The 26723-nt window shown below is 59.0% G+C and carries 29 protein-coding genes; 13 read left to right on the top strand and 16 right to left on the bottom strand.

Features of this window, described 5'->3' with window-relative positions:
* Position 1: 1 nt before the first annotated feature.
* Positions 2–1348: an acetyl-CoA carboxylase biotin carboxylase subunit gene (gene accC / locus MRBLMR1_RS08210; RefSeq protein ID WP_500064065.1), complete on the top strand. Its 1347-nt coding sequence runs from the start codon at positions 2–4 to the stop codon at positions 1346–1348.
* A 53-nt stretch (positions 1349–1401) separates the two neighbouring features.
* Entirely contained in the window at positions 1402–2019 is a 618-nt protein-coding gene (gene aat, locus MRBLMR1_RS08215) for a leucyl/phenylalanyl-tRNA--protein transferase (protein WP_500064066.1), read from the top strand.
* A gap of 17 nt (positions 2020–2036) precedes the next feature.
* On the opposite strand, the gene MRBLMR1_RS08220 is transcribed toward aat, so the two are convergent.
* The 5 genes from MRBLMR1_RS08220 to gatB all read right to left on the bottom strand — a co-directional run bounded on the left by MRBLMR1_RS08220 (position 2037) and on the right by gatB (position 5564).
* A complete protein-coding gene (locus MRBLMR1_RS08220) occupies positions 2037–2456 on the bottom strand; it encodes a DUF2155 domain-containing protein (RefSeq protein ID WP_394353679.1) in 420 nt (139 codons plus the stop codon).
* Between the two features lie 102 nt (positions 2457–2558).
* Positions 2559–2957 carry an NADH:ubiquinone oxidoreductase subunit NDUFA12 gene (locus MRBLMR1_RS08225; RefSeq protein ID WP_183991462.1) on the bottom strand — a complete coding sequence of 133 codons (399 nt, stop codon included), beginning with the start codon at positions 2955–2957 and terminating at the stop codon, positions 2559–2561.
* A gap of 113 nt (positions 2958–3070) precedes the next feature.
* Entirely contained in the window at positions 3071–3532 is a 462-nt protein-coding gene (locus tag MRBLMR1_RS08230; protein WP_500064067.1) for a GNAT family N-acetyltransferase, read from the bottom strand.
* Between the two features lie 22 nt (positions 3533–3554).
* On the bottom strand, positions 3555–4058 hold the full coding sequence (locus MRBLMR1_RS08235; RefSeq protein ID WP_500064068.1) for a GNAT family N-acetyltransferase: 504 nt from the start codon (positions 4056–4058) through the stop codon (positions 3555–3557).
* A 3-nt stretch (positions 4059–4061) separates the two neighbouring features.
* Complete coding sequence (gene gatB / locus MRBLMR1_RS08240; protein ID WP_500064069.1) at positions 4062–5564, bottom strand: Asp-tRNA(Asn)/Glu-tRNA(Gln) amidotransferase subunit GatB; 1503 nt, start codon at positions 5562–5564, stop codon at positions 4062–4064.
* A gap of 125 nt (positions 5565–5689) precedes the next feature.
* On the opposite strand from gatB, the gene MRBLMR1_RS08245 reads away from it, so the two are divergent.
* Positions 5690–6010 carry a DUF1294 domain-containing protein gene (locus tag MRBLMR1_RS08245; RefSeq protein ID WP_500064070.1) on the top strand — a complete coding sequence of 107 codons (321 nt, stop codon included), beginning with the start codon at positions 5690–5692 and terminating at the stop codon, positions 6008–6010.
* On the opposite strand, the gene MRBLMR1_RS08250 is transcribed toward MRBLMR1_RS08245, so the two are convergent.
* A complete protein-coding gene (locus MRBLMR1_RS08250; RefSeq protein WP_500064071.1) occupies positions 6007–6519 on the bottom strand; it encodes a GNAT family N-acetyltransferase in 513 nt (170 codons plus the stop codon). The two genes, MRBLMR1_RS08245 and MRBLMR1_RS08250, sit on opposite strands and share 4 nt — an antisense overlap.
* A gap of 300 nt (positions 6520–6819) precedes the next feature.
* Between MRBLMR1_RS08250 and MRBLMR1_RS08255 the strand changes: the two genes are divergently transcribed.
* Positions 6820–9249 carry a membrane-bound PQQ-dependent dehydrogenase, glucose/quinate/shikimate family gene (locus MRBLMR1_RS08255; RefSeq protein ID WP_500064072.1) on the top strand — a complete coding sequence of 810 codons (2430 nt, stop codon included), beginning with the start codon at positions 6820–6822 and terminating at the stop codon, positions 9247–9249.
* A gap of 288 nt (positions 9250–9537) precedes the next feature.
* Positions 9538–9795: a YjhX family toxin gene (locus MRBLMR1_RS08260; RefSeq protein ID WP_500064073.1), complete on the top strand. Its 258-nt coding sequence runs from the start codon at positions 9538–9540 to the stop codon at positions 9793–9795.
* Positions 9796–9845: 50 nt separating this feature from the next.
* Here the strand turns inward: MRBLMR1_RS08260 and MRBLMR1_RS08265 are convergent, their stop codons facing one another.
* The 5 genes from MRBLMR1_RS08265 to MRBLMR1_RS08285 all read right to left on the bottom strand — a co-directional run bounded on the left by MRBLMR1_RS08265 (position 9846) and on the right by MRBLMR1_RS08285 (position 13304).
* A complete protein-coding gene (locus MRBLMR1_RS08265) occupies positions 9846–10112 on the bottom strand; it encodes a hypothetical protein (RefSeq protein ID WP_500064074.1) in 267 nt (88 codons plus the stop codon).
* Positions 10113–10131: 19 nt separating this feature from the next.
* Positions 10132–10596 (bottom strand): GNAT family N-acetyltransferase, encoded by a 465-nt coding sequence (locus MRBLMR1_RS08270; protein ID WP_500064075.1) that lies wholly within the window; start codon positions 10594–10596, stop codon positions 10132–10134.
* 20 nt (positions 10597–10616) lie between these two features.
* Entirely contained in the window at positions 10617–12098 is a 1482-nt protein-coding gene (gatA, locus tag MRBLMR1_RS08275) for an Asp-tRNA(Asn)/Glu-tRNA(Gln) amidotransferase subunit GatA (protein ID WP_500064076.1), read from the bottom strand.
* A 57-nt stretch (positions 12099–12155) separates the two neighbouring features.
* A complete protein-coding gene (gene gatC, locus MRBLMR1_RS08280) occupies positions 12156–12443 on the bottom strand; it encodes an Asp-tRNA(Asn)/Glu-tRNA(Gln) amidotransferase subunit GatC (protein WP_148148007.1) in 288 nt (95 codons plus the stop codon).
* A 150-nt stretch (positions 12444–12593) separates the two neighbouring features.
* On the bottom strand, positions 12594–13304 hold the full coding sequence (locus MRBLMR1_RS08285) for a metal-dependent hydrolase (protein ID WP_148148006.1): 711 nt from the start codon (positions 13302–13304) through the stop codon (positions 12594–12596).
* 460 nt (positions 13305–13764) lie between these two features.
* On the opposite strand from MRBLMR1_RS08285, the gene MRBLMR1_RS08290 reads away from it, so the two are divergent.
* Complete coding sequence (locus tag MRBLMR1_RS08290) at positions 13765–14070, top strand: alkylphosphonate utilization protein (protein ID WP_148148005.1); 306 nt, start codon at positions 13765–13767, stop codon at positions 14068–14070.
* Between the two features lie 17 nt (positions 14071–14087).
* Positions 14088–14582, top strand: coding sequence for a Holliday junction resolvase RuvX (ruvX, locus tag MRBLMR1_RS08295; protein ID WP_148148004.1), 495 nt, complete (start codon positions 14088–14090; stop codon positions 14580–14582).
* Here the strand turns inward: ruvX and MRBLMR1_RS08300 are convergent.
* Together MRBLMR1_RS08300 and MRBLMR1_RS08305 are read right to left on the bottom strand one after the other, a co-directional pair.
* Positions 14519–14851 carry a DUF6105 family protein gene (locus MRBLMR1_RS08300; protein WP_148148003.1) on the bottom strand — a complete coding sequence of 111 codons (333 nt, stop codon included), beginning with the start codon at positions 14849–14851 and terminating at the stop codon, positions 14519–14521. The two genes, ruvX and MRBLMR1_RS08300, sit on opposite strands and share 64 nt — an antisense overlap.
* Positions 14852–15149: 298 nt before the next feature.
* The gene (locus MRBLMR1_RS08305) at positions 15150–15794 is read right to left on the bottom strand and encodes a TetR/AcrR family transcriptional regulator (protein WP_148148001.1); all 645 of its coding nucleotides are present in this window, start codon (positions 15792–15794) and stop codon (positions 15150–15152) included.
* 172 nt (positions 15795–15966) lie between these two features.
* Here MRBLMR1_RS08305 and MRBLMR1_RS08310 point away from each other — a divergent pair, with 172 nt between their 5' ends.
* Entirely contained in the window at positions 15967–16902 is a 936-nt protein-coding gene (locus MRBLMR1_RS08310) for an AEC family transporter (protein WP_148148000.1), read from the top strand.
* On the opposite strand, the gene MRBLMR1_RS08315 is transcribed toward MRBLMR1_RS08310, so the two are convergent.
* Positions 16884–18536: an acyl-CoA dehydrogenase family protein gene (locus MRBLMR1_RS08315; protein WP_500064077.1), complete on the bottom strand. Its 1653-nt coding sequence runs from the start codon at positions 18534–18536 to the stop codon at positions 16884–16886. The genes MRBLMR1_RS08310 and MRBLMR1_RS08315 overlap by 19 nt on opposite strands.
* A gap of 195 nt (positions 18537–18731) precedes the next feature.
* On the opposite strand from MRBLMR1_RS08315, the gene MRBLMR1_RS08320 reads away from it, so the two are divergent.
* Genes MRBLMR1_RS08320 through plsY form a run of 3 tightly spaced genes read left to right on the top strand, consistent with a single transcriptional unit; the run spans position 18732 to position 21582 of the window.
* Positions 18732–19670, top strand: a complete 939-nt coding sequence (locus tag MRBLMR1_RS08320; protein WP_183826883.1) for an aspartate carbamoyltransferase catalytic subunit — start codon at positions 18732–18734, stop codon at positions 19668–19670.
* On the top strand, positions 19667–20968 hold the full coding sequence (locus tag MRBLMR1_RS08325) for a dihydroorotase (protein ID WP_500064078.1): 1302 nt from the start codon (positions 19667–19669) through the stop codon (positions 20966–20968). Before MRBLMR1_RS08320 ends, MRBLMR1_RS08325 begins: the two co-directional genes overlap by 4 nt.
* Positions 20935–21582 (top strand): glycerol-3-phosphate 1-O-acyltransferase PlsY, encoded by a 648-nt coding sequence (gene plsY, locus MRBLMR1_RS08330; RefSeq protein ID WP_206825161.1) that lies wholly within the window; start codon positions 20935–20937, stop codon positions 21580–21582. The genes MRBLMR1_RS08325 and plsY overlap by 34 nt, the downstream gene beginning before the upstream one ends.
* Positions 21583–21683: 101 nt before the next feature.
* On the opposite strand, the gene MRBLMR1_RS08335 is transcribed toward plsY, so the two are convergent.
* Together MRBLMR1_RS08335 and MRBLMR1_RS08340 are read right to left on the bottom strand one after the other, a co-directional pair.
* Positions 21684–22982: an oligogalacturonate lyase family protein gene (locus tag MRBLMR1_RS08335; RefSeq protein ID WP_500064079.1), complete on the bottom strand. Its 1299-nt coding sequence runs from the start codon at positions 22980–22982 to the stop codon at positions 21684–21686.
* Between the two features lie 25 nt (positions 22983–23007).
* Positions 23008–24522 carry an MFS transporter gene (locus tag MRBLMR1_RS08340; RefSeq protein ID WP_148147994.1) on the bottom strand — a complete coding sequence of 505 codons (1515 nt, stop codon included), beginning with the start codon at positions 24520–24522 and terminating at the stop codon, positions 23008–23010.
* A gap of 97 nt (positions 24523–24619) precedes the next feature.
* On the opposite strand from MRBLMR1_RS08340, the gene MRBLMR1_RS08345 reads away from it, so the two are divergent.
* Positions 24620–24757, top strand: a complete 138-nt coding sequence (locus MRBLMR1_RS08345; RefSeq protein ID WP_500064080.1) for a hypothetical protein — start codon at positions 24620–24622, stop codon at positions 24755–24757.
* A 578-nt stretch (positions 24758–25335) separates the two neighbouring features.
* On the top strand, positions 25336–26481 hold the full coding sequence (dprA, locus tag MRBLMR1_RS08350) for a DNA-processing protein DprA (RefSeq protein WP_500064081.1): 1146 nt from the start codon (positions 25336–25338) through the stop codon (positions 26479–26481).
* Positions 26482–26723 lie beyond the last annotated feature (242 nt).

Consider the following 26723-nt stretch of genomic DNA (forward strand, 5'->3'; position numbering starts at 1 on the left):
TATGATTTCCAAGATCCTCATAGCCAATCGCGGTGAGATCGCGCTGCGTGTCCTGAGAGCCGCCAAGGAACTCGGCATCGCAACCGTCGCCGTGCATTCCACGGCCGATGCGGACGCCATGCATGTCCGCCTCGCCGACGAGAGCGTGTGCATCGGCCCTCCGCCGTCACGCGAGAGCTATCTCAACATCCACCAGATCGTTGCAGCCTGCGAGATCACTGGCGCTGACGCCGTGCATCCGGGCTACGGCTTCCTGTCGGAGAATGCCAAGTTCGCGGAAATCCTCGAAGCGCATGGCATCACCTTCATCGGCCCGACCGCCGAACATATCCGCCTGATGGGTGACAAGATCACCGCCAAGCAGACGGCCGTAGAACTCGGCATCCCGGTCGTTCCGGGCTCCGAAGGCGAAGTCACGCCTGAAAACGTCATGGACATCGCCAGGGAGATCGGCTTCCCGGTCCTGATCAAGGCGACCGCCGGTGGCGGCGGACGCGGCATGAAGGTCGCCAAGACCGAAGCCGACTTGCAGGAAGCGTTCGACACCGCCCGCACCGAAGCGCTCAATGCTTTCGGCAATGGCGCAGTCTACATGGAAAAGTACCTCGGCATGCCGCGGCACATCGAAATCCAGGTGGTCGGTGACGGCGAAGGCAATGCGATCCATCTCGGTGAGCGCGACTGCTCGCTGCAACGTCGTCACCAGAAGGTCTGGGAAGAAGCCAATTCCCCTGCCCTGACGGTCGAGCAGCGGATGAACATCGGCCAGATCTGCGCCGACGCAATGAAGAAAATGAAGTATCGCGGTGCCGGTACGATCGAATTCCTCTACGAAAACGGCGAGTTCTATTTCATTGAAATGAACACCCGCCTGCAGGTGGAACATCCGATCACCGAAGCGATCACCAATATCGATCTCGTTCACGAGCAGATCAGGGTCGCTTCCGGCGAGGGACTTTCCGTTTCCCAGGAAGAAATCCAGTTCCAGGGCCACGCGATTGAATGCCGTATCAATGCCGAGGATGCGCGCACCTTCGTGCCGTCGCCCGGCACGATCACGCATTTCCATGTACCTGGCGGTCTCGGTGTTCGCGTCGATTCAGGCGCATATGCCGGCTACAAGATCCCGCCTTACTACGACAGCCTGATCGGCAAGCTAATCGTGCATGGCCGTACCCGTGAGGAATGCATGAGGCGTCTGCGCCGCGTGCTCGACGAGTTTGTCGTCGACGGCATCAAGACGACGCTGCCCCTCTTCCGGGATCTGGTCGACAACCCTGATATCCAGAAGGGTAACTACGACATTCACTGGCTGGAAAACTATCTGGCTGGCGGCGACCAACACTAGGTATATGATGTGCCCGGAGCAGAAAGTTCCGGGCACATTCTTTAGGGAGCGAAATGGCAGGGCGGCGCGGCAGATATTACCCGGCAATTACACCGGACGTTCTGTTGCGAGCGTATTCCATAGGCCTTTTCCCGATGGCGGAGTCCGCCGATGACCCGGAGATCTTCTGGGTCGAGCCCGAGATGCGTGGCATCATCCCGCTCTACGATTTCCACATCTCGAAAAGCCTCGCTAAAACCGTCCGCAAGCAGCCATTCGAAATTCGGTTCGACACGGCCTTCGACGAGGTCATCGGCATGTGTGCGGAATCAGCCGCCGACCGCCCGAGCACCTGGATCAATGCGACCATCCGCCAACTCTATGGCGAGCTTCACCGCATGGGCCACGCACACAGCGTCGAAGCCTGGCAGGAGGGCGCTCTGGTCGGCGGGCTCTATGGCGTGTCTCTGGGAGCCGCCTTCTTCGGCGAAAGCATGTTTTCGAGGAAAACGGATGCCTCGAAGATCTGCCTCGTACATCTGGTCGAAAGGTTGAACCGGAACGGTTTCAGATTGCTCGACACGCAGTTTACCACCGATCACCTGAAGACATTCGGCGCGATCGATATTCCGAAAGACGAATATCTTGTTCTGTTGCGCGACGCCGTCGACCGGCCGCACCTGCCCTTCTGAGGGAAAGTTCTAATCGATCAATTTGTGGCTTTTGCCGGCGCAGGAATATCGGACTGCGGCTTGCAGCCGGTCAGCCAGACGTCATAGATCGGGTGCTCGACGGCGTTGAGGCCCGGGCTGTCGGCAAACATCCAGCCGGAAAAGATACGGCGGATCTTGCGGTCGAGGGTGATCTCGTCGACTTCGATAAAGCCGTCGATCTTCTGTGCCTCGGTGTCGTCGCGTGAGTAACAGACCTTAGGCGTCACCTGCAGTGCACCGTATTGCACCGTCTCGTTGACATAGACGTCGAAGGTGGTGATGCGGCCGGTGATCTTGTCGATGCCGGCAAAGACGGCAACCGGATTGGAAATCCGGGCAGCAACGGCCTGTTCCGTGGCAAGCAGCGGTGCCACCGCGATCAGCGCACCGAGAATGAGTTTGCGTGGAAAAGGCATAGTCCGTGTCATTTTCATCCCGTCTCGGCCGCGTTGACGGTCGATGACTAGATTGCGATTATGGCCAAATGACCGTCAAGGTCGGGCCGATCTCCAGCAGTCTCAGTTGCCGGGCGTCCAGGCGTCGTAGTCGCCGGTGACGCGCGGGCGTTCGCCCGTGGAAGCCAGAGAGCCCTTGGGGTGATAGGCGAGCGGCGTGCCGGTCATGTTCGGCTTATGCGGCTTCTGCCATTCGCGGGCCGCGTAATTTTCCTGCGACGGCGGAACGTCGGTGCGATAATGCATCCAGCCGTGCCAGCCGGGAGCAATGGCGGAAGCGTCCGCGTAGCCTTTGTAGATGACCCAGCGCTTGGGCTTGCCCCAAGAGGTCATCGGGCCTTCGTAATAGACGTTGCCCATTTCGTCTTCGCCAACCTTCTTGCCGTGCCGCCAGGTGAAGAAACGCGTCCCCATCGTCTGACCGTTCCACCAGGTGAATATCTGCAGCAGAAGTTCTTTCATGGGGTATTCCGTCGCTTTGACAATCGTCGAATTGGACTTGTGGACGCCGAAAGATGGCTATCCTGCTTATGACGCCTGCCGCCGGTCCTGTCCAGCGATTCTAGGCTTCAAGACTACTTGAGCTTCATCTTGAAACCGGTATGGGTCCTGGCAAAGCCCTGCCGCTCGTAGAAACGATGCGCATCGGTGCGAACTGCATTGGAGGTTAATTGCGCCAGCTGACAATCGTGGCGCCTTGCCTCTTGCACAGCATAATCGATCATCCGACCGCCAATACCGCGGCTGCGCATATCCGAGCGCGTCTGCACCGCCTCGATGATCATCGACAGGGATCCTCGCGAGGTGAGCGTGCGGGTGTAGAGCAACTGAAACGTGCCGACGACCTCGCCATCCAACTCCGCCACGAACAGCTGTTCGTTGGCGGAAGCATCGATCATGTGGAAGGCGCGAAGATAATCCTCATACGCTTCGGGATCGGTCGTGTCGCCGTGACCACCCTTTTGGTCATCAGCAAACATGGCAACGATCGCGCTCAGATCCTCCTCATGTGCGCGTCGGATGATCACGTCGATCATAGCTCTTCCCCCTCGTCCGCATTCAATGCTGCTGCAGGCGTTTTTCCATGATGATGGCGGGCAGGCCCGAATTCGGCGCTCCCCACTCCTCCATGCGGTCGACCTCGGAAAAACCGAGGCGCTCGTAAAAGGACATGGCGCGGACATTCGGAAGGGCAACCTCGACGCGCATGATTTCCGCGTCCGGGAAGCAGGTTTCCATCTCGGCGAACAGATCGCGGCCGATACCCTCGTTCTGGCAGGAAGGGCGAACGTAGAGTTGGTGCAGCATCACGGTCTTGGCCATCTTGGGGTAGATGGCCGCATAAGCGATGCCGCCGAGCTTGCGGCCGTCGTCGGCCACCAGAAACTCGCCGTCGCGTTTGCCGATGCGCGAGCGGATCGCATTCGCTGAATGCCAACCGCTCACCATCTTGGCCACCTGATCAGCCCCGTAAAACGGATCATAAGCATCATGAAACGTTTCGCCTAAAAGGACGCGGATCCTCTCCACGTCCTCTTCGCCGGCGGTGCGTACGAAGAACAAGACCTATTCCTCGATGCCAAGCTTGGCCTTGACCAGCGCCTGGACGGCTTGCGGGTTGGCCTTGCCACCGGTCGACTTCATTACCTGGCCGACGAACCAGCCGGCGAGCGTCGGCTTGGCCTTGACCTTCTCGACCTGATCCGGATTTGCGGCGATGATTTCGTCGACGGCTTTTTCGATGGCGCCGGTATCCGTGACCTGCTTCATACCGCGAGATTCGACGATTTCGGCCGGATCGCCGCCTTCGTTCAAGACGATCTCGAAGAGGTCCTTGGCGATCTTGCCGGAAATGGTTTCGGCCTTGATGAGGTCGATGATGCCGCCGAGCTGGGCAGGCGAAACCGGAGTCTCTTCAATGTCTTTGCCGAGTTTGTTCAAGGCACCCAGCAAGTCGTTGATAACCCAGTTTGCGGCAGTCTTGCCGTCACGGCCTTCGGCAACGGCTTCGAAATAATCGGCGATCGCCTTTTCCGAAACAAGAACCGAGGCGTCATAGATCGACAGGCCGAGTTCCGAAACAAAACGGGCCTTCTTATCGTCCGGCAGTTCGGTCAGATCAGCGCGCAGGGCGTCGATGAAGGCGTCGTCGAATTCGAGCGGCAGCAGGTCCGGATCGGGGAAATAACGGTAGTCATGCGCATCTTCCTTGGAGCGCATCGAGCGGGTTTCGCCCTTGCCCGGATCGAAGAGACGGGTTTCCTGGTCGATGGAACCGCCATCTTCTAGAATGCCGATCTGGCGGCGTGCCTCGTATTCGATCGCCTGGCCGATAAAGCGGATCGAGTTGACGTTCTTGATCTCGCAGCGCGTGCCGAATTCAGCACCCGGGCGGCGGACGGAGACGTTGACGTCGGCACGCATCGAGCCTTCGTCCATGTTGCCGTCGCAGGTGCCGAGATAGCGCACGATCGAACGCAGCTTGGTCATGTAGGCCTTGGCTTCGTCCGAGGAGCGCATGTCGGGCTTCGAGACGATTTCCATCAGGGCGACGCCCGAACGGTTGAGGTCGACATAGGACATGGTCGGATGCTGGTCATGCATCGACTTGCCGGCATCCTGTTCCAGGTGCAGGCGCTCGATACCGATCTCGATATCCTCGAACTGGCCCTGACGGTCTGGACCGAGCGAGATGATGATCTTGCCTTCGCCGACGATCGGGTCCTTGAACTGTGAAATCTGGTAGCCCTGCGGCAAATCCGGATAGAAATAGTTCTTGCGATCGAAGATCGAGCGCTTGTTGATCTGCGCCTTCAGGCCAAGACCGGTGCGCACTGCCTGCTTGATGCATTCCTCGTTGATGACCGGCAGCATGCCCGGCATGGCGGCATCGACGAGCGACACGTTACCATTGGCCGGCTTGCCGAATTCGGTCGAGGCGCCGGAGAAGAGTTTTGAATTGGAGAGGACCTGAGCGTGAACCTCCATGCCGATGATCACTTCCCAGTCGCCGGTGGCGCCGGGGATGAAGCGTTTGGGATCAGGGGTACGGACGTCGACAATGGTCATCTTGGGCTCGTCTCATGCGTGAATTCTTTGAATTCGTGAGGTAGAACAAATGCCGTGGTGGCGCAAGACTTGAGGGGCTTCGCCGCGCCGTTCATCCGCGGCATGCGGGCAGAAGGAAGAAATTCATGGGGATCAACCCGATCCTGCCTCTAGCGGCGCTGGCTGTTGCCTACAACGCGCTCGTATTCGGAATCTACTGGTGGGACAAGCGGGCGGCGCGTAATGGCAGCCGGCGCGTCAGGGAATCGACGTTGCTGCTGATTGCGTTTACCGCCGGCGGCCCGGGCGCGCTCGCGGCACAGCGACTGCTGCGCCACAAGACCCGCAAGCCGCCTTTCAACTTCGCCTTGCCCTTGTTCTTCGTCCTGCAAATGGCATGGCTTGTTGTGGCGATAACAGTACCAGAGTCAGTAATCACACTGCTGGAAAAGCTTGGCCTCGGCTAGAATTCCTGACCGTAGCTCGCCGTCGGCGGCACTTCGACAAGCATCTTGGACAGCCCGACGGACTGGACGTCGCGATCGATCTTAGGAGAATAGGCAACTGACAGCCAATGGATGGCATAACCGTGCTTTTCGAAAAAGCCGATCGCCTCATTGTTCTGCGCATGTGTCTCGATACGCGCTTTGTTGAATCCCTGGCGGAGGATTTCGGCCTCGACCTCCTCGAGCAGCGCCCTGCCCAGACCTTGTCCCTGATATTGGGGATCGATCCAGAAATCGGAGATCAGTTCGTCCAGATGCTCGCGCGCGGCCCATCCGGCAACAGTTGAGAACTCCTCCACCACCGTGATTGTGAGCCAGGAGGAGCGGGTGAAATTGACGAAGGCTTCGCGTGCGCTCACTCGCATATCGGCCATCTCGCCGATCGCTTCCATCGCCTTTTCCCAAGCGCGAAAACCGATTTCGGCCAAGACATCGACATCATCTTCCCGTGCGTTGCGTGTCGTGGCCATTCTTTCCCCTGTCACCTGCCCCTTTCCCTGGGCGAGAGAACATGATGCGCGAAATCCGGCCCGCGAGATGGTCCCACGCCGCCGCTTCATCGACAAAACCACTTTCAATTGCAGCACCTTGCTTGGCAATTGACAAAACGCACGACAACACAACTTTAAAAGCATTGTGTCCAAGAATTATGCGGCCTACCTCCTTCATCGTAGGGCCGCGGCCTTACGCCGCACCGTTTAAGGGCTCTCGCCCCTCTCAAATTCAATTTTCGACCGCAATTCCTGAACCCAATAAAGGAGCACATCGAAATGATGTCTCGTATCGGAGGGGTTATTACCGCTCTGCTTGGCCTGGCTATTCTCTGGTATGGAGCAAAGCTGGCGCTGGCGGGAGGTTCCCCGTTTTATGCTATCATGGCCCTTGGCCTCATCGTCTCGGGCGCATTGCTGATTGCCCGACGCCAGGCCGGTCTTTGGGTCTATGCGCTGACGCTGGCCATCACCTTCATCTGGACGCTTTACGAAGTCGGTTTCGACAAGTGGCAGTGGATTCCCCGCGGCGCGCTTGTCATCTTCCTAGGTCTGCTGCTCAGCCTCTCCTTCGTCACAAACAGCCTGAGTGACCGCCCGCAGAAACCTTGGGCACCGAGCCTCAAGAACGGCGTTCTTGCATTGCGCGCCGTCGTGGCCGTGATTGCCGTTCTCGGCGTCATCGCCTGGTTCTACGATCCGCTGTCGATCACCGGAAAGCTGGAAACGACGGCTTCGGCAGATGCTGCGACCGATCCGAGCGGTATTGCCTATCCCGCGGAAGACTGGACCGCCTATGGCGGCACCAATCTCGGCCAGCGCTACTCGGCCTTGAAGGACGTCAACATCGAAAACGTCAAAGGCCTGAAGGTCGCCTGGGAACACCATACCGGAGACCTGCGCAAGGAAGATCAGGATTCCAAGGAATACACGTTCGAAGCGACGCCGATCAAAGTGAATGGCGCGCTTTATTTCTGCACGCCGCATAACATCATCCAGTCGCTCCAGCCGGAAAGCGGCAAGGTCCTGTGGTCCTTCGACCCGATGATGAAGCGCGATCCGTTCTATCAGCACCAGACCTGCCGTGGCGTTTCGTGGAACGATTCGACAGCCTATGCCGCTCCTGCGGACAGCACGCCGGAACAGCAGGCAGCGACCACAGCCGCCGTTGCCGAATGCCCGCGCCGTATTCTTGCCTCCACGGTCGATGCCCGCCTGTTTGCGCTCAACGCCGATAACGGCGCGCTGTGCAAGACCTTCGGCACCGACGGTTATGTCGACCTGATGGAAGGCATGGTCGATACCAATCGTGCCACCTACCAGCAGACATCCGCTCCGCTTGTGACCAAGGATCTGATCATCCTCGGCAGCGCGATCGCCGACAACTACTACGAAAACAATCCGTCGGGCGTTATCCGCGCCTTCGACGTTCGCACCGGCAAGGTCGTCTGGAAGTTCGACGCAAGCAAGCCGAAAGACACGGCTCCGCTTGCTGCCGGCGAGCATTACGAGCCGAATTCGGTCGTCGCGTGGACGCAGTTCGCAGCGGACGAAACTCTCGGTCTCGCCTATATCCCGTTCGGTAACGCCTCGCCTGACCAGGTCGGCATTTCGCGCACGCCCGAGCAGGAGGCATTCGTCGATGCGCTCGCCGCCCTCGACCTGAAGACCGGCCAGCTGAAGTGGAAATTCCAGACTTCGCATCACGATCTGTGGGACCGCGACAACCCTTCCCAGCCGGTTCTCCTGAACCTGCCGAAGGACGGCGTCGATACACCGGCGATCATCATCCCGACCAAGATCGGCAATCTATGGGTTCTCGACCGTACCAACGGCAAGCCGATCCTGCCAATCAGCGACGTGCCGGTAAGCACCAATACCGACATTGCCGGCGAGAAGCTTTCGCCGACGCAACCGATGTCCTCGCTCAACTTCACACCGGCTCCGCTGCGCGAAGCCGACATGTGGGGCGCGACACCATTCGACCAGATGGCATGCCGCACGACCTACAACCAGTATCGTTATGACGGCAATCCGTGGACGCCGCCGACAACGACCGGTTCGCTCGTATGGCCGGGCAATATCGGCGTGTTCAACTGGGGTTCGGTTGCAACCGATCCGGTCAACAAGTGGCTGATCGGCACACCGCAATATCTCGCCTATCTCTACAAGCTTTATCCGCGTCAGGCAGGCGACCTTAACAAGCGCGTATTCGGCGGGGACAATTCGGGCGGCGAGTCCAAACCGGGCAACGAAAACCTCGGCGGCCCCTATGCCGTATCGATCCAGCACTTCCGTTCGGCGCTGAACGCTCCATGCAATGCCCCGGCCTGGGGTGTGCGCGTCGGCGTCGACCTGAAGACCGGCAAGACCGCCTGGAAATACCGCAACGGCACGGTGGCCGGACAGCAGTTCGCCGGCGTGAAGTTCCCGATCCCGTTCGAAATGGGCATGCTCGCCCATGGTGGAACGCTGACGACCGCCGGCGGCGTTGCCTTTACGGCCGCAGCCCTCGACGACTCGATCCGTGGTTACGACATGCAGACAGGCGAAGTGCTGTGGAAAATGGCACTTCCGGCCGGTGGCCAGGCAACGCCGATGACCTATCGTGGCAAAGACGGCAAGCAGTATATCGTGGTTGCCGCCGGTGGCCACGGCTCGCTCGGCACCACGCCCGGCGATTCGGTCATCGCCTATACGCTCGACTGAGCGGATAACGCCCATTCGAAACAGGAAACGCGTCGGGCAACCGGCGCGTTTTTTTTGCGTCTGACTTCAAGAACCGCGACGGTTGCAAAACTTGACCGCCGCCCGCAAGGCGTTTAACCCGAAAGAGCATTGATGGAGTTTTGATGTTCTCGTCCCAAGAGACCCGTTGAGGGGCCGGTAGCCGTCAGGCGACTGGCCCAGACAAAAACGTAAGCCCCGACCCCCAATCCGGGTGTCGGAACCGTTTTTGTGCGCTCCAATGCGAGCGCCTCTCCGGACATCGAAACAATGGACATTTCCCGCGCCGAACAGCGCATCCTCCACCTGCTTGCCCAGGGCGGCCGGATCGAGATCACCCGCGACGACAATCGCAAAATCGAAAAACTGCAACTCTTCACCCGCGAAGGCTGGATCTTTTCGGGCCTTGATCTCCTCACCTTTCGAAAGTTGAAGCAGAAGAAGGCGATCCGATCGCAAGGTGGCAGGCCCTACCGGATTACCGAGCGGGGACTGGTGCTGGTGAGAGCCGAGCTGAATAACCGGTAAATGGACCGGAGCCGCGCGTCATCAAAGGCGCGTGGCTAATCCTGCTTGCCTCAGGCGGCTGAAAGCGCGGCCTTCATCGCGGTCCACTCCTCGCTGATCGCCCCTATACGTCGCCGACCCGCCCGACGATACCAGTAATCGGCATTCCAGTCGTCGCCTTCGATGCGATGGCAGAGCGCGTGTCCCCAGTCGAATGCCTGTTCGCCTTCATGTTGCTGGCAGAGATTGTGAACGTCTTCCCATTCCGGCCCCACCTTAAAGCCGGCTGCGGCAAGGCGGTCGAATGCTGCGATCAGAGACATCAGTTCGGGGTTCATCTTACTCTCCTCGGCCAGGTCAGATTAATGACTGTTCCAGATGAACCTTTTCCAGGTCGATGCCCATGCTTTTCGAATATTCGATGCCGCGCCACGTGATGGCAAAGCCGCAGCGCTGATAAAGCCGGATCGCACCGGCATTGCGGCCATGGGTATGGATGGTGGCCGTCCTATGCCCTTCCGCCTTGATGCGAGCGATTGCATCCCAAACCAGCGCCTTGCCGATGCCCCTGCCCTGATGGTCGGGCAGAATCCAGAGATCGGAGATATAATTGGGCGCGCCATCGCGCGCACACCAGCCAACGACCTTGCCGTCCAGTTCGGCAATCCAGACGTCTACCTTGGTTTCCCCGGCAAAAATCTCGTAGGCCCTGCGGGTCCGCTCCAGGACGTCGGCCGAAAGCTCGACATCCTTGAAGGCATCGCTGGATTGCCAGGCCACAAAACCGACTTCGCCGACCACAATGTGATCGGCGACAGTCATTTCTCGAATTTTAAGCCCGCTTACCACCACTTGGCCGGCGTGAACTTGCCGGCGGCCTGTTCTATGACATGGGCGGTGCGGAAGAGTGTCTCTTCCTCGAACGGCTTGCCGATAAGCTGCAGGCCGAGCGGCAGGCCCTTCTTGTCGAGGCCGGCCGGGACGGCGATACCCGGAAGGCCGGCCATATTGACCGTCACCGTGAAGATGTCGTTCAGGTACATGGCGACCGGATCGGCTGCGAGGTTTTCGTCGGCGATACCGAAGGCGGACGACGGGGTGGCCGGCGTCAGGATCGCATCTACACCTGCGTGGAAGACGGTCTCGAAGTCGCGCTTGATCAGCGTGCGGACCTTCTGCGCCTGCAGGTAATAGGCATCGTAATAACCGGCCGACAGAACATAGGTGCCGATCATGATACGACGCTTTACCTCTGTGCCGAAGCCGGCCGCGCGGGTCTTTTCGTACATGTCGGCAATGTCCTTGCCGTCGACGCGCAGGCCGTAACGAACACCGTCATAACGGGCAAGGTTGGACGAGGCTTCGGCAGGCGCGACGATGTAATAGGCCGGCAGGGCGTATTTCGTATGCGGCAGGGTGATATCGACGATCTCGGCACCGGCATCCTTGAGGAAGGCGATACCCTGCTGCCAGAGCGCCTCGATCTCTTCCGGCATGTTGTCGACGCGGTATTCCTTCGGAATGCCGATCTTCATGCCCTTGACCGACTGGCCGAGTGCGGCCTCGTAATCCGGGATCGGAAGATCAACCGAGGTCGTGTCCTTCTTGTCGACGGATGCCATCGACTTCAGCATGATCGCGGCATCGCGCACATCGCGTGCAATCGGGCCGGCCTGGTCGAGCGAGGATGCGAAGGCAACCGTGCCCCAGCGCGAGCAGCGGCCATAGGTCGGCTTGATGCCGACGGTGCCGGTGAAGGCGGCGGGCTGGCGGATCGAGCCGCCTGTGTCGGTTGCGGTGGCGCCGGCGCACAGATGGGCAGCAACGGCTGCAGCCGAACCACCGGACGAGCCGCCCGGAACGAGCTGCTGGTTGGAGCCTTCCGCCTTCCACGGGTTGATGACCGGACCGTAGAAGGAGGTCTCGTTCGAAGAGCCCATGGCGAATTCGTCCATGTTCAACTTGCCGAGCATGACGGCGCCATCGTCCCAGAGGTTCTGCGTGACGGTCGATTCGTATTTCGGCTTGAAGCCGTCGAGAATGTGCGAAGCGGCCTGGGTGTGGACGCCTTCGGTGGCGAACAGGTCCTTGATGCCGAGCGGAATGCCTTCCAGCGTACCGACCTTACCGGAAGCGCGGCGTTCGTCGGAAGCCTTTGCCATCTCCATCGCCTTTTCCGGCGTGGTGGTGATGTAGGCATTGAACGTGCTGTTGAAGGCGTCGATCGCGTCGACATAGGCCTTGGTCAGCTCGACCGAGGTGATTTCCTTGGAGCCAAGCTTTTCGCGGGCTTCGGCAATGGTGAGGCTGGTGAGTTCGGTCATGGGCTCTTCAAAATGTTCGAATGCGTGGAGAGGGTCGGAAGCGCTTTGAAAAGCGGCTTATTCAACGACCTTCGGCACCAGGAAGAAATTGCGGTCGGTCACGGGCGCATTGGCAACGATGTCGTCGGCCTTGTCGCCATCGGTCACGGCGTCAACGCGCTTGCGCATATCCATCGGGGTGACAGACGTCATCGGCTCGACGCCGGTCACATCGACCTCGCCCAATTGCTCGACGAAATTGATGATACCATTCAGCTCGCCGACCATGCGATTGGCGTCGTCTTCAGTGACGGCAATGCGAGCAAGGCGCGCAACGCGCTTTACGGTGGCGAGATCGACGGACATGGCTCAACTCCGGGCAATAAAAATCTACTTCGCTATAATGGCCATGTATTGTGATCGCAACAACAAGCGCAACCGGAATAGCAACAATGCGCAACGATTTGGCCGCAGGCGGCGCGCCGCAGTGGCGACGCGCCAAACTTGCTCAAGGAATTAATAGCTCAGCACAGTGCCCGGCGCTGGCGTTTCAACGCGGGTGCGGCTGCCTTCCATGCCCTTGACGAACTTTTCCGGCGTCTGGTCGATGATCGGGAAAGTGCCGTAGTGGCAGGGAATGGCGTGCTTGAAATCGAAGAAGCGCTGGCAGGCCAAAGCCGCCACCGCGCCGCCCATGGTGAAACGGTCGCCGATCGGCACGATGCCGAGATCCGGCTGGTGCAGCTCGTTGATCAGGCCCATGTCGGTGAAGATGTCGGTATCGCCCATGTGGAGAACCGAAAGCTCATCGTCGAAATGCAGCATCAAGCCGTTGGCGGAGCCGAGTGAATGGGCAACGCCCATTTCATCGACCTGGCCGGAGGAATGCAGTGCCTGGGTGAAAGTGGCGGTGAAGCCGTCGAATGCGACCGTGCCGCCGGTATTGCCCATCTCGATCTTTTCGACGCCTTTGGTGCCGAGCCAGGAACCGAGATCGGCGTTGGCTAAAACGACCGCGCCCTTTTCCTTGGCAATCGCAACCGTGTCGCCGACATGGTCCGCGTGGCCGTGCGTCAGTAGGATATGGGTCACACCTTCAGACACATCCTTGATGTCGAGACCGGCATCGGCAAAAGGCTGGTTATAGCTGAGAAATGGGTCGATCAGGATTTTGGCCTTGGCTGTCTCGATACGGAAAGCGGCATGGCCGAGCCAGGTGATCTTCATGGGTAATCGTCCTCCAATACAGGGGAATCAGGGGGAACAAACCAAATCGAAATTTGATAAAAAGGAAAGGTCGGAACGGACGTTCCGGCGCGACGAAAGGAGGTGAGACGATTGAAATCCGGGTTACGGTGATCGTCAGTTTGTTCGGTTGGCGCCTGACAATGACGATAAGCCGTTAACAGCACGGGGGTCGAGCGAAAGCCCGGCTCCCACCGGAATGAAGGTCGTCTCACCTCCTGCCCCAAAGATAGCATGTCACTCGCCGATTTCAAACTTCGCGATGGTTGATTCGAGCGGGAATGGTGATCATGAGCGCCACCGATACCTGATCGTGCTATAGCCATGTCCTGACGACAACGGTTGCCAGCCAGTAGACCGTGGGCTAAGCGACCTCCAGCCGCTCCCAGCTCCTGCGAGCAATACTGGCAGCGGACGACATTTCATCACCAAAGGAAACGACATGGCGGGCAATGACGACGAATACATCTATGACGAAGCAAGCGGCGAATGGCTGCCTGCATCTGAAGCGGCCGCAAAAGCAGCTGCGGCTTCAGCGGTTCATGACAGCGCCGGCAATGTGCTTGCCGATGGCGACGCCGTCACGCTGATCAAGGACCTCAAGGTCAAGGGCGCAGGTCAGACGCTGAAGCAGGGCACGGTGATCCGCTCCATCCGCCTGACGGATAACCCGGAAGAGATCGACTGCCGGCACGATACGATCAAGGGACTGGTGCTGCGTACCGAATTCGTGCGCAAGAAAAGCTGAGTGCAGGATTTTTAGACATGGCAACATTGACGATCGAAGAACTGGCCGAAGCGCTTCAGCCGAACCAGGCAATTGCCGGGCTGGACCTCGGCACCAAGACGATCGGGCTTGCCATGTCGGATCTCGGCCGGCGGTTTTCATCCCCCCGGCCGGTGATCAAGCGGGTGAAATTCACTCAGGACGCCCAGGTGCTGCTGGCATTTGCTGAAAAGGAGAAGGTTGCTGCCTTCATCATCGGCCTGCCGATGAACATGGATGGCTCGGCTGGCCCTCGCGTTCAGGCGACCCGCGCCTTTGTCCGCTCCATGTCGGACAAGACCGCCCTACCCTTCGTCTACTGGGACGAACGGCTCTCGACCGTCGCGGCTGAAAGGGCATTGCTGGAAATGGACGTTTCGCGCGCCAAGCGGGCCGAACGGATCGATTCGGCTGCGGCAAGCTTCATTCTTCAGGGGGCGCTCGACAGGCTCTCGTCTCTGCGTACGGCAATGACGTCTTCCTTCGAAGACTGACGCTTGCGCCACCATGCAGCGATCGCCTTGCGCTTTCTGAAGGCGATGATCGCAAAGACGATCAGGCTATCGAACGCAATCGCCCTTGCAACGAGTGGCGGGATCGTTTCGGGCGGAATGCCGAGAATGTTTCCATAGACCTCGAAAACGAGATCGTGGGTGTGCCGCGTCAGCATGAAAAAGCCGAAGCTCATGTCATAATAGGACAAGCCATACCAGCTCGACAGCAGTGCGACCGGGCCTGCCCAGAGTATCAAGAACCACTTCATGCGGCCTTACCTTCAAGCTCTGCCAAACCCAAATCCGCCGAGACAACCCATCTCGACAGCGCCATAACACTCAGCACCAACGCAGGGACCGCGATGTTAAGCGCCAATGCGGCGAAAGCCCCCGTCAGGACGATCAGCAAAAGGCGCTCTCTGAGGAATGTTACCACAGCTGGCATTTGTCTTACGAAACTCGGTTAACAATACATTAACCAGCCTAAAGACACAGCAGTTCAGTGCAACGGAAACCCATGGTTATGGTTAATTTCCGAGGTGTGACTGTGGACAATGATGGTTGGGATCAGCCGTATATGGCGCGAACGAGGCGGCGAACCGCGGCAGCCACCTTTTCCCAGTCCTTTTCCGTCTTCAGCGCAACACCGGCAAACTGGCCGCTGACGGAAGCGGAAATGACCAGATGCTGGATGGACGCAAACAGCAGCGCATTGGTCGTGGCGGTATCGACGCCTTTCGGCGGCTTCAGGCTTCCCTGCATCCGCTCCAGCCATTTGCCGAGCGCCTTCATGCGCGACTCGGAAAGTCGGCGAACCTGCGGCGTATCTTGAGAGACTTCCCAGGCGACGATCCTGCAGACGAGCGGGTCGTCCCTCAGCGCTTCCATGAAATACATCGAAAGCTTTTCCATCAGGTCGCCATAGGTGAGGACGAACATGCCGCCGGTATCCTGCGGGATCTTGTCGCTCACCCAGCTGCCGAGTTCCTCGCCGATTGCATCGAGCAGACCATCGAGACCGCCGTAATAACGGTAGATCAGTTGCTTGTCGCAGCCGGCACGGCGCGCCACCGCATTGATCCCGAAACCCTGGAAACCGTGTTCGGACAGGAGACCACGCGCCGCCAGAAAAATCGCACGCTCGGTATTGGCCCGATTGCGCGGCCGTAATGGCTGGTTCTGTTGCGTGGTCATCTCGGGGATCTGCAGCATCTTCGGCCTATTCTTCAAGAAACTCCAGCATAGGCGATAATCCCCCGGCCGCCGGGCAGCAAGCGTGTTGCGACATGATGCACAGAATTGCGGCCATTGCCTTGCCACTGATTACATGCAGAGTGACGCACGGGAGGAATAACACATAAACTGATAAGCGCGCCCGCGGCTCATGCTGACCATATTCGAAAGCATTTTACCCGTCTTCCTGCTCGTCCTTCTCGGCATCGGCCTCAAACGGACGACCGTCATCAACGGTAATTTCTGGGAGGGGATGGAGCAGTGCAGCTATTATGTGCTGTTTCCCGCCCTTCTCTTTCAGACCATGGCAAAGGCCGATTTCTCGGATGCAAGCAGCATCCATGTCAGCCTGATCGCTATCCTTGCCTTCACGACGATGTCCATCGTCGTGCTCGCCTCATGGCCGGTTCTCAAACGCGGCCAGATGACACCCTCCACCTTCACCTCGCTTTATCAGACATCGACGCGCTGGAACGGCTTCATGGCGCTTGCAATCGCCGCCAAGACCTATGATGCGCATGGGCTTGTCGTCGTCGGCATGGTGATGGCGGCGGTGATCGTACCGGTCAATGCAGGAAGCATCGCCGTACTTGCCGTATTCTCCGGGCAGAAACGCGACTATCGCGCCATCGCGATCAAAATCATCAGCAACCCGATGATCATCGCCACCATTCTCGGCATCGGCATCAACCTGATCGGCTTGCCGCTCTATCGGCCGGTGATGGCAACGGTCGAGATGTTGTCTCAGGCCTCGCTCAGCCTTGGCCTGATCACGGTTGGAGCAGGCCTCAAGGTTGCAGATGCGCTGAAGCCGAGCATCGGCGTGCTGTCGGCCGTGGTCATGAAACTGGTCGTATTTCCGGCTCTCGCCATTGCAGTCGGCCTTGCCGTCGGACTTACCGGCACCAATCTGGCGCTGCTGGCGCTGAGCGCCGCAGTCCCGACCGCGATGAATGGCTATGTGCTTGCCAAGCAGATGGGCGGCGACGCAGATTTTTACGCTGCAGCCGCAACCGTGCAGACGGCGCTCGCCTTCTTTTCCATTCCGGTCGCGATGTTCGTAGCGAACTACGCTGCCGGCGGATAAAGAAGGTCGACGATATAGCTTGCGTCGAAACGGGCATCGAGCATGCCGTAGGTCGAGCGCCAGCCACCGGCCAAGCGGGTTTCGAGATAAGCATCGGCAATCTTGCCGGCGCCGAGACGCGCCAGTTCGGCGGCACCGGCGGCCAGGGCCAGTTGTTCGACCAGCAGGCGCGCCGCGCCCTCATCCCGTTCGCAAAGCGCCATGGCGGCACGCAGAACCTCGATCGTCTTGCGGCCGGATGCGCCAAGATCCCGCTCGAAACCGGAAAGTACCAGCTCGAACAGGTCGCGACCACGTGAGAGGACACGCAGGACATCAAGCGCCATGACGTTGCCGGAGCCTTCCCAGATCGCGTTGACCGGCGCTTCCCGGTAGTGACGCGCGATCGGGCGTTCCTCCACGTAACCGTTGCCACCAAGGCATTCCATTGCCTCGTAGATCAGCGACGGAGCAATCTTGCAGTTGAAATATTTGACGACCGGGGTCATGACGCGGGCAAAGGCCGCGTCCGCCGGATTGCCGGCGGCGCGATCGAAGGCTTCGGCAAGACGGAAACCAAGTGCGGTTGCGGCTGCCACATCCAGCGCCATATCGGCAAGCACGCGCGTCATCAAAGGCTGATCGACGAGCTTGCGGCCGAATACATTGCGGCCGCGCGTAAAATGAACGGCCTCGGCAAGCGATGCGCGCATGATGCCGGCAGAAGCGACCGCGCAATCAAGCCGCGTCAGCGTGACCATATCGAGGATGGTGCGAATACCCGCACCCGGTTCACCGAGCAGAAAACCGAATGCATCGGAGAACTCGACTTCAGCCGACGCGTTGGAGCGATTACCGATCTTGTCCTTCAGCCGCTGGAACTGCAGACCGTTGGCCGAACCGTCTTCGAGAAGACGCGGAACGAGGAAGCAGCTGATATCATCCTTGGTCTTTGCCAGCATGACGAAACCGTCACTCATAGGTGCCGACATGAACCATTTGTGGCCATTCAGGCGATAGATGCCCTCACCTACCCGCTCGGCAATGGAGCGGTTGGCGCGCACGTCGGTGCCGCCCTGCTTTTCCGTCATGCCCATACCGAGCGTGATCGCGCTTTTCTGCATGGCCGGACGATTGGTTGAATCATACTTGCGCGACAGGATTTTGGGAGCCCATTCCTTTTGCACCCGTGGCGACGCCATCAGGGCTGCAACGGAAGCGCTGGTCATGGTCAACGGGCAGAGGTGGCCGCTTTCAAGCTGCGCCGTCAGATAGAAGCGCGTGGCGCGCGCCTTGTGCTCGCTGCCCTTCGCTTCCGGGATGTTCTCCCATATGGAAGAATGAAGGCCCGTTTGCATCGAACGGCGCATCAGCGCATGCCATGCGGGATGGAATTCGGCCACATCGAGACGCTCGCCGCGCGGACCGTGGGTCTTCAGCTTTGGCGGATTTTCATTCGCCATACGCGCCAGCTCCTGCGCTTCGGGCGACGTCACGTAACGGCCAAGCTGATCGTATTCCTCGCGGATGACGCGATTGAGCCCACCCGTCAGATCGACCAGAAGCGGATCGGAGCGATAGGCATTGATGCCGGACCAGGGCGCAGGCTGGTTCAATTCGGCGAATTTTTCTTCGGCGCGGGTTAACTCGTTCATGCTCCGCTTCTAGCGGAAGTTAACGGGAGTGGGAACGGGCGCACGACCCTAAATTGGGCTTCTCAACAAATGGCCGTTTCCGCCTGCCAAAACACAAGCAGAATGAAGAAAGTGGGATGGTATATTGCACCATGCCGCTTGCAGCTTGCCCCCCCAAACCTTATAGACCGCCGAACGCAAGCGGAGACACGCCCAATGGTCTTCTTCCCTCATCGCCACCTCCTCGGCATCAAGGGTCTCAAAGAACAGGACATCACCTATCTTCTCGACAAGGCTGACGAGGCCGTGAAGATTTCCCGGCAGCGGGAGAAAAAGACGTCCACCTTACGCGGCCTTACCCAGATCAACCTTTTCTTCGAAGCCTCGACGCGCACACAGTCGTCCTTCGAACTTGCCGGAAAACGGCTTGGCGCCGACGTGATGAACATGTCGGTCGGCAACTCGTCGGTCAAAAAGGGCGAAACGCTGATTGATACGGCGATGACGCTGAACGCCATGCGCCCCGACGTGCTGGTGCTTCGCCATTCTTCCGCCGGTGCGGCAGCGCTTCTTGCCCAGAAGGTCGCCTGCTCGGTGGTCAATGCCGGCGATGGCCAGCATGAACATCCGACACAGGCGCTGCTCGACGCACTGACGATCCGCCGCGCCAAGGGTACGCTGACCGGTATCACGGTGGCGATCTGCGGCGACGTCCTGCACTCGCGGGTCGCCCGCTCGAACATCATCCTTCTCAACGCCATGGGTGCCCGCGTCCGTGTCGTTGCTCCTTCCACGCTTCTTCCTTCGGGCATTCGTGACATGAGCGTGGAAGTCTTCCACTCCATGGCAGAAGGCCTGAAGAACGCCGATGTGGTGATGATGCTGCGCCTGCAGCGCGAGCGCATGGCTGGTTCCTTCGTGCCGTCGGTTCGCGAATATTTCCATTTCTACGGGCTTGATGCGGAAAAACTGAAGGCGGCCAAGGAAGACGCGCTCGTCATGCATCCCGGCCCGATGAACCGCGGCGTTGAAATCGCCTCGGAAGTGGCGGACGGCCCGCAGAGCGTGATCGAGCAGCAGGTTGAAATGGGGGTCGCCGTGCGCATGGCCGTGATGGAAACGCTCCTCACCTCCAACCAGGGAGAACGCGCATGAAATCAACCGTTCTCAAAAATGTCCGCATCCTCGATCCGTCGCGCAATCTTGACGAAACCGGCACGATCATCATCGGCGAAGACGGACATATCCTTGCTTGCGGCAAAGACGCCCTGAACCAGGGTGTACCGCACGGTTCCAGCGTCCGTGAATGCCAGGGTCTCGTTGCCACTCCCGGCCTTGTCGACGCCCGCGTCTATGTAGGCGAACCCGGTGCAGAGCATACTGAAACGATCGAATCGGCCAGTCGCGCGGCAGCGGCCGGTGGCGTCACCTCCTTCATCATGATGCCCGAGACCGATCCGGTGATCGACGACATCGCGCTCGTCGAATTCGTCCACAAGACGGCCCGCGACAAGGCGCTCGTCAATGTTCATGCCGCAGCCGCCCTGACCCGTGGCCTTGAAGGCAAGGAAATGACGGAATTCGGTCTGCTGCAGGAAGCCGGCGCCGTCGCCTTCACCAATGGCCGGCATGCGCTTTCCGACTCGCTGCTGCTTCGCCGCGCAATGACCTACGCACGGGAGTTCGATGCGGTCATCTCGCTTGAACTGCGTGACAAATATCTCGGCAACGGGGTAATGAACGAAGGGCTGTTCGCCAGCTGGCTCGGCCTGTCCGGTGTTCCCAAAGAAGCGGAAATCATTCCGTTGGAACGTGATCTGAGGATTGCGGCTCTCACCAAAGCCAAATACCACGCAGCCAAGATTTCGGTGCCTGAATCGGTAGAGGCGATGAAGGTTGCTCGCGGCCGCGGTGCAAACGTGACCTGCGGCATCTCGATCAACCATTTGTCACTCAACGAAAATGACATCGGCGAATACCGCACCTTCTTCAAGCTGTCTCCGCCTCTCAGAACCGAGGACGATCGCGTCTCCATGGCCGATGCCCTGGCTGCAGGCGATATCGACATCATCGTCTCGTCGCACGATCCGCAGGACGTCGATACCAAGCGCTTGCCGTTTGCCGACGCCGCCGATGGCGCGATCGGGCTTGAGACGATGCTGTCCGCAGCGCTCCGCCTGCATCATGACGGGCGCGTGCCACTGATGCGGCTGATCGACGCCATGTCGACCCGCCCTGCACATATCTTCGGCCTCGACGCCGGCACGCTGAAAGTGGGTGCCAAGGCCGACATCACGCTGATCGATCTCGATGATCCCTGGATCGTCTCCAAGGATGCAATCCTCTCGCGCTCGAAGAACACGCCGTTCGACGAAGCGCGCTTCTCCGGCCGCGCGGTCGCCACCTATGTGGCGGGCAAATGCGTGCATGCAATCGATGGGGGCCGAGCGTGAGCGAACTCTTCAACTGGCAGATCACACTGCCGATCGCAGCCGGCGCCCTGATCCTGGGCTATCTGCTCGGCTCGATCCCGTTCGGCCTGCTGCTCACCCGTGCTGCAGGGCTCGGCGACATCCGCTCGATTGGGTCGGGGAACATCGGCGCGACCAATGTGCTCCGAACCGGCAACAAAAAACTCGCCGCAGCGACGCTTCTGCTCGATGCGCTGAAAGCGACTGTCGCGGCCATCATCGGCTGGCATTTCTTCGGCTCCGAAGCCGGGCTGCTTGCAGGCTTCGCTGCCTTCATCGGACACCTTTACCCGGTTTGGCTCGGTTTCAAGGGCGGCAAGGGTGTGGCGACCTATATCGGCACCCTGCTCGGCGTCGCACCATGGATGGTGCTCGTCTTTGCCGCCGTGTGGCTGACGATCGCCAAGCTCAGCAAATATTCGTCGCTCTCCGCTCTGGTGGCGACGCTTATTGTTCCTGTTGTGCTGTGGTTCATACAGGAACCCAAGATTGCAGCCGTGATGGCGGTCATGACAGTAATCTCGTGGGTCAAGCACAAGACCAATATCGAGCGACTGATCGCCGGCACCGAAAGCAAGATCGGCTCGAAGGGATAGCCCTTTCAACCTGACCTCCGTTCATCCGCGGACAATAGAGATTATGACAAACGGGACTGAGCAACATTGTTCAGCCCCGTTTTTTTTTCGGCTCAACGTTACTAGCCGATATCCACGGCATAGGTGTGCACATCTCCATGCATGTTGGAGCGAAATACCAACTGTTTCCCGTCGGGCGTGAAGGAGAGATTTGGCTCCAGCCGGTAGTTATGGTTTTGCATATCGACGAGACGCACCGCACGCAGCACTCCGGGATCGATGAGTTCTCCGGCATTGGCCGCGGATATACCCGCCACATCCGGAACCGACTCAGGGACGAATAGCGAAATCCATTTGCCGTCTTTGGCGTGAGCGACCATTTCTTCATCCCCCCCGTCGCCGGCGAAACAAGTGCCGTCGGGTGACACGTTGAAATGAACCGACCAGAAGTCCCGCTCCAGGGCGTACCAATGCCGCCTTCCGCTCTCAAGCTCGTAGCCCGCCAGCCAAAAGACTTCACCGCGCGGCGTCTGGAGATCGTACCAGATGGTTTGACCGTCATGGCCAAAGAATTCGTGCCCGGCGATCTCCATGTTCATGCTGCGTGTATGCACACGAAGCGGGGCGCAGGGATCATTGCCCAGGCGCATTGTCCAGATGCGGTCCACCTTGTGCCACGGTCCCTCGTGGCAGAACATGATCTGCTGCGGGTCGGTGGGGGAAAACTGCAGGTGGTTCAACCAGTCGGCGGCATGATAGACATCGCGGCGCAGACGGGTCTTTAGATCGACGACGAAGATGGTCATCGGAAGACGTCTCTCCAGTCGCCTATTGATATGCACCTCCTTCTGTTCCGCGAATGTCAGCCGCCGGCCCGTGACGGGGTGGTACATGTCGCTATCGACCATCCACTCTCCTTGTGGATTGGCATTGCCTCCGGCCGCATCAGACGAACCGGAGGTAAACTCGTCGTTGAACGACTTGCCCTCATGGGTCTCGCTTCCAAGCAGCAGGGTTTCATCGGCGTTGACCGCGAAGATCGCCTCGGATGGCGACAGCCGATAGTGGCCTTGCCGTTGTTGGCCCTCAAGATCGACAGTGCACACTTCACGATCAGGACCACTGCAATCAATGTACCAAAGCCGCGAAGTTTGCCTGCCGACCATCAGCACTTCGGCGCCTGGGTCTGCCAGGATGAGGCTGTTGCGCCGACTACCCAGTTCGATCACGCCAATTCCGTCAGGTCGGCTGACGACCATGCGTTGTCCATCATGGCTATAGGCATGCTGATGGAAATACAGGGAGGACGTGCCCGCTTGCGCAGACAGCCGGATAATCTTCTTTCCCGTCACCTCGTCACACCATGCGACAGGAATGCCGTCCTTCGCTGTCGGAAAGTCGTCTGGTTCAACCATCATCATTTGTCCATTCCTTTCAGTGCGGGGATCAGCGTGCTGCGGCAGCCGCCACATGGTGTTCCGTCGCCGCAGCCGGTTCCTGCCAGCATTGCTCATAGGGAAGACCAGTCAGCAATTCGACGGTCGCGCGGGTCTGCGGATCAACCGCACTGCGGTCACCGCCATTTTTGAGGCGTGCGATTTCCTGCAACACGATCAGGTGGTTCTCGCGGTTGAGCTTGAAGCGCTTGGAAACGATGATACCCCATAGCCCGAAGCAGAATGGCACGCAGGTATAGATGGCAATGATGCTGGTAACGGTGGATTCCGGCTGGACGTCCACGCCCTGCTGAAAGCCGGTGGCCGACAAAACCAGACCGAGGGTGAACATGATCGATGCCTGAATGACAGTATCAACAAAGTTGAACACGCCGGAGAACAGAGCTTCACGCCGTTCGCGGGTGACCATTTCGTCGACATCGGGAATGAATGACATCAGGTAGAAAGACGCGTTGGCAATGCCGGTCTTGCCGAAATTCAGGACGATCGTCAGACCGATCAGCCAGATCTCCGCGTGGGGTGGGCGTACCAGTGCCAGCCAGGCGAAAGCGGCAAAGACAAGCAGCGTTACCCATGCGCCGAGGCGGAACGAGGTCGCACCGTCAGTCTTGATCGTGTACCAGAGGAAAAAGGACAGAAACAGCAGGCCTAAAAGGTAAGCGACGCTGTTGGCACCGGCAACGACGGTCGGGCTCATCAACATGACGAAAATGATGAAATAGGTGTTGACGTATCCGGAGATGGTACGCTCCGAGATCTGCGCAACGAACATGGCCAGCAACTGACGAAATGCACGGACCCGTAGCGTGGAACCCAGATCGCGGAACATCAACTTCATGTCCTGCCAGGCGCTTCGGCCCGGGGTGAAATGCAGTTCCTCCGCCGGCCGTTCGAAGCTCCACTTGTATTGCAGGAATAATGCCACGCAGGCCAGAACGTCACAAATAATCATGGTCCAGGTAAAGGCAGCCAGATCCTTGCCGAAATAGAGGAACATGATGCCGGGCAGCGCCGAAAGCGCCGTGGTGGCGATCGCACCAACGGCCTGCTTCATACCCTCGATCTTGGCGCGCACGGTCGAATCCGTGGTCATCTCGGTTGTCAAAGTGGGGATGATGATCTGCGGAACACGCAGCACGCAATTATAGAGAATGTAGATGAAATAGTAGTAAGCCACCCCCATGCCGGGGAGCCACACCAACGGAAAGAGGATGGTGTGGACCGGAATGATGGCGAGAAGCCAGAAGCGGCGACGACCGAATTTCTTGCCAAGGCGGGTCTGGCCGAATTTGTCCGACAGTTCACCGAAAAACAGAGAGAAAAAGGCCCCGGCCAGTTTGCTGATCGCAAACAGGGTCCCCACCGCCATTATCGACAAGCCGGCATATGTTGTATAGTAGTACATCAACCACGCAGATAAAACATTCTGCGTGGTGGCAATAAAAATATTAACGGAAGACACACCAAAGTAATTCTTCCAGGTTATTTTCCTTGCTGCATTCATTTTCGTGGGTCTTTTCTGTTTTCAGAGAAAAAAGGAAGCCCATCGCATTGTGTCTCTCACCACAATACGGTCGGGAATTCGTTATTCGATGAAGGCAATGGCGCAGCAGATCACGCCGCCGCCATTCGGCAGCGGAGAGCGAAAGCTGGTCGTCTGGATCAGAACAAACCGTATGCGCGAGCAGCCGGTTTTGTTCGGGCGTGAAGACGGAATGGCGCGCTACCGTCAAAAATGACGGGCAGCCGATAGCGCTTTCATCGTCCGAATTGCCGCGCGTAGTCTTGCGCGAAATCGCTTGCGACAGCGGCACGAAATACGGCGCGTCTCAAACGCCTTTCGCGGCCTGCCGTAACTGTGATATAAAGACTGTCCTCCCTATCCTCCTGATAGTTTCCGCTCCCTGTCGTTCTGTTTTAATTTTTGGACCCGGCCAGTACCTTAAATTTTCCGCCATCAAATCTGGCTGCTTGGCTTTCCTGTAAAGAAAGCGACAAAAGCGGATCAAAGCCGACCGTCCGACGACATGAAAGCCGATTGCGCCTGCGGAAAAGCCCGCGTCACTTCAGGCGGCGCTCGCCGCTACTGCGTCACTCGCTGCCACCGGGCCCGGCACGTGCTCACAGCGCATGGTACCGTTTTCCGCCCTTGCCTTTCCGGTTGCGTCGTGGTTCATACGTGTCGTCAAGATTGCACCCATTCGACAATCATGACCGTAATTTTCTGGGTGAAGCACAACACCAATATCGAGCGGTTGATCGCCGGCACCGAAAGCAAGATCGGCTCAAACGGGCAATCTGCCCGAAGAGGCGATTCATGCCTGATGGCAGCGCACGGAGATCGGGAATTGCGCTGACCGAGAAGCAGAGGATCGCCTGGCTGAGGCTGATCCGCTCAGACAATGTCGGCCCGGCCACTTTCCGGCAATTGATCAACCATTGCGGCTCTGCAGAAAATGCACTCGCCATGCTGCCGGAACTTTCTCGGCGAGGCGGCGCCACGCGCTCGTTACGTATTTCCAGCATCGAGGATGCCGAGCGGGAGCTTGAAGTCGCCAGCAGACATGGGGCTTGCTTTGTCGGCATCGGAGAGCCGGATTATCCGCCCGCGCTCAGGCATATAGATGGCGCTCCACCGCTCGTCGCCATCAAGGGCGACCTGACAAGCGCCACACGTCCGTCTGTCGGCATCGTCGGCTCGCGCAACGCTTCGGTCGTCGGCGCCAAGTTTGCGGCGATGATCGCCAGGCGCTGCGGCCAGAACGGTTATGTCATCACTTCGGGGCTGGCGCGCGGGATAGATACCGCCGCACACCGGGCCAGCGTCGAGACCGGCACGATCGCAGTGCTTGCGGGCGGGCTTGACCGCCCCTATCCGCCCGAAAATCTCGGGCTTCTCGATGAGATCACCAAAGGTGGAGGTCTCGCGATCAGCGAAATGCCGTTCGGCTGGGAGCCGAGAGCACGGGATTTTCCTCGCCGTAACCGGCTGATCGCCGGCATTTCGCTTGGCGTCGTCGTGGTCGAGGCGGCGGAAAAATCCGGATCGCTGATTACCGCCCGGATGGCAGGTGATTTTGGCCGGATCGTGTTTGCCGTGCCCGGCTCCCCGCTCGATCCGCGCTGCCACGGAACCAACGCCCTGCTGAAGCAGGGTGCGATTGTGACCACCGGACCGGAAGATGTGCTGGAAGCTCTCGCCCCGTTATCGCAACTCGATCTTTTCGAGCCGCCTATGATCGAGGAGCCGGATACGCAGACAGGCGCCATCGTGCCGCCGGATGACGATGACCGGTATGCGATCATCTCAGCCCTCGGCCCCACACCTGCTGAAATAGATGACATCATCCGCCACACGGGCCTTCCCGCGTCGTCCGTCTATCTCGTACTGCTAGAACTCGATCTGGCCGGACGGCTATACCGCCATCCCGGAGGATCCGTTTCCATCGCGCTTCCCGGCTGAGCGCGGCCGGCGGCCGGACTTGATATCACCGGCTTCGACATAGGCCATCTCGATGAGATAGCAGAGCATGTCTGCGCCTTCGGCGAAAGCGACCTGCCGCAGCTCGCCAAGCATCTGGCATATATATGCAACGTTATCGACAGAATGCCCCTCGCGGAGCCCACCCATGTGAATCGACATGCCCCACCCCACCAGAAGTTTCAGTGAATTTTTATTCACTACAAGAAACTTTATGGACTTTA

Source organism: Neorhizobium sp. LMR1-1-1.1 (genome assembly GCF_040675795.1).
Taxonomy (GTDB): Bacteria; Pseudomonadota; Alphaproteobacteria; order Rhizobiales; family Rhizobiaceae; genus Neorhizobium; species Neorhizobium cellulosilyticum.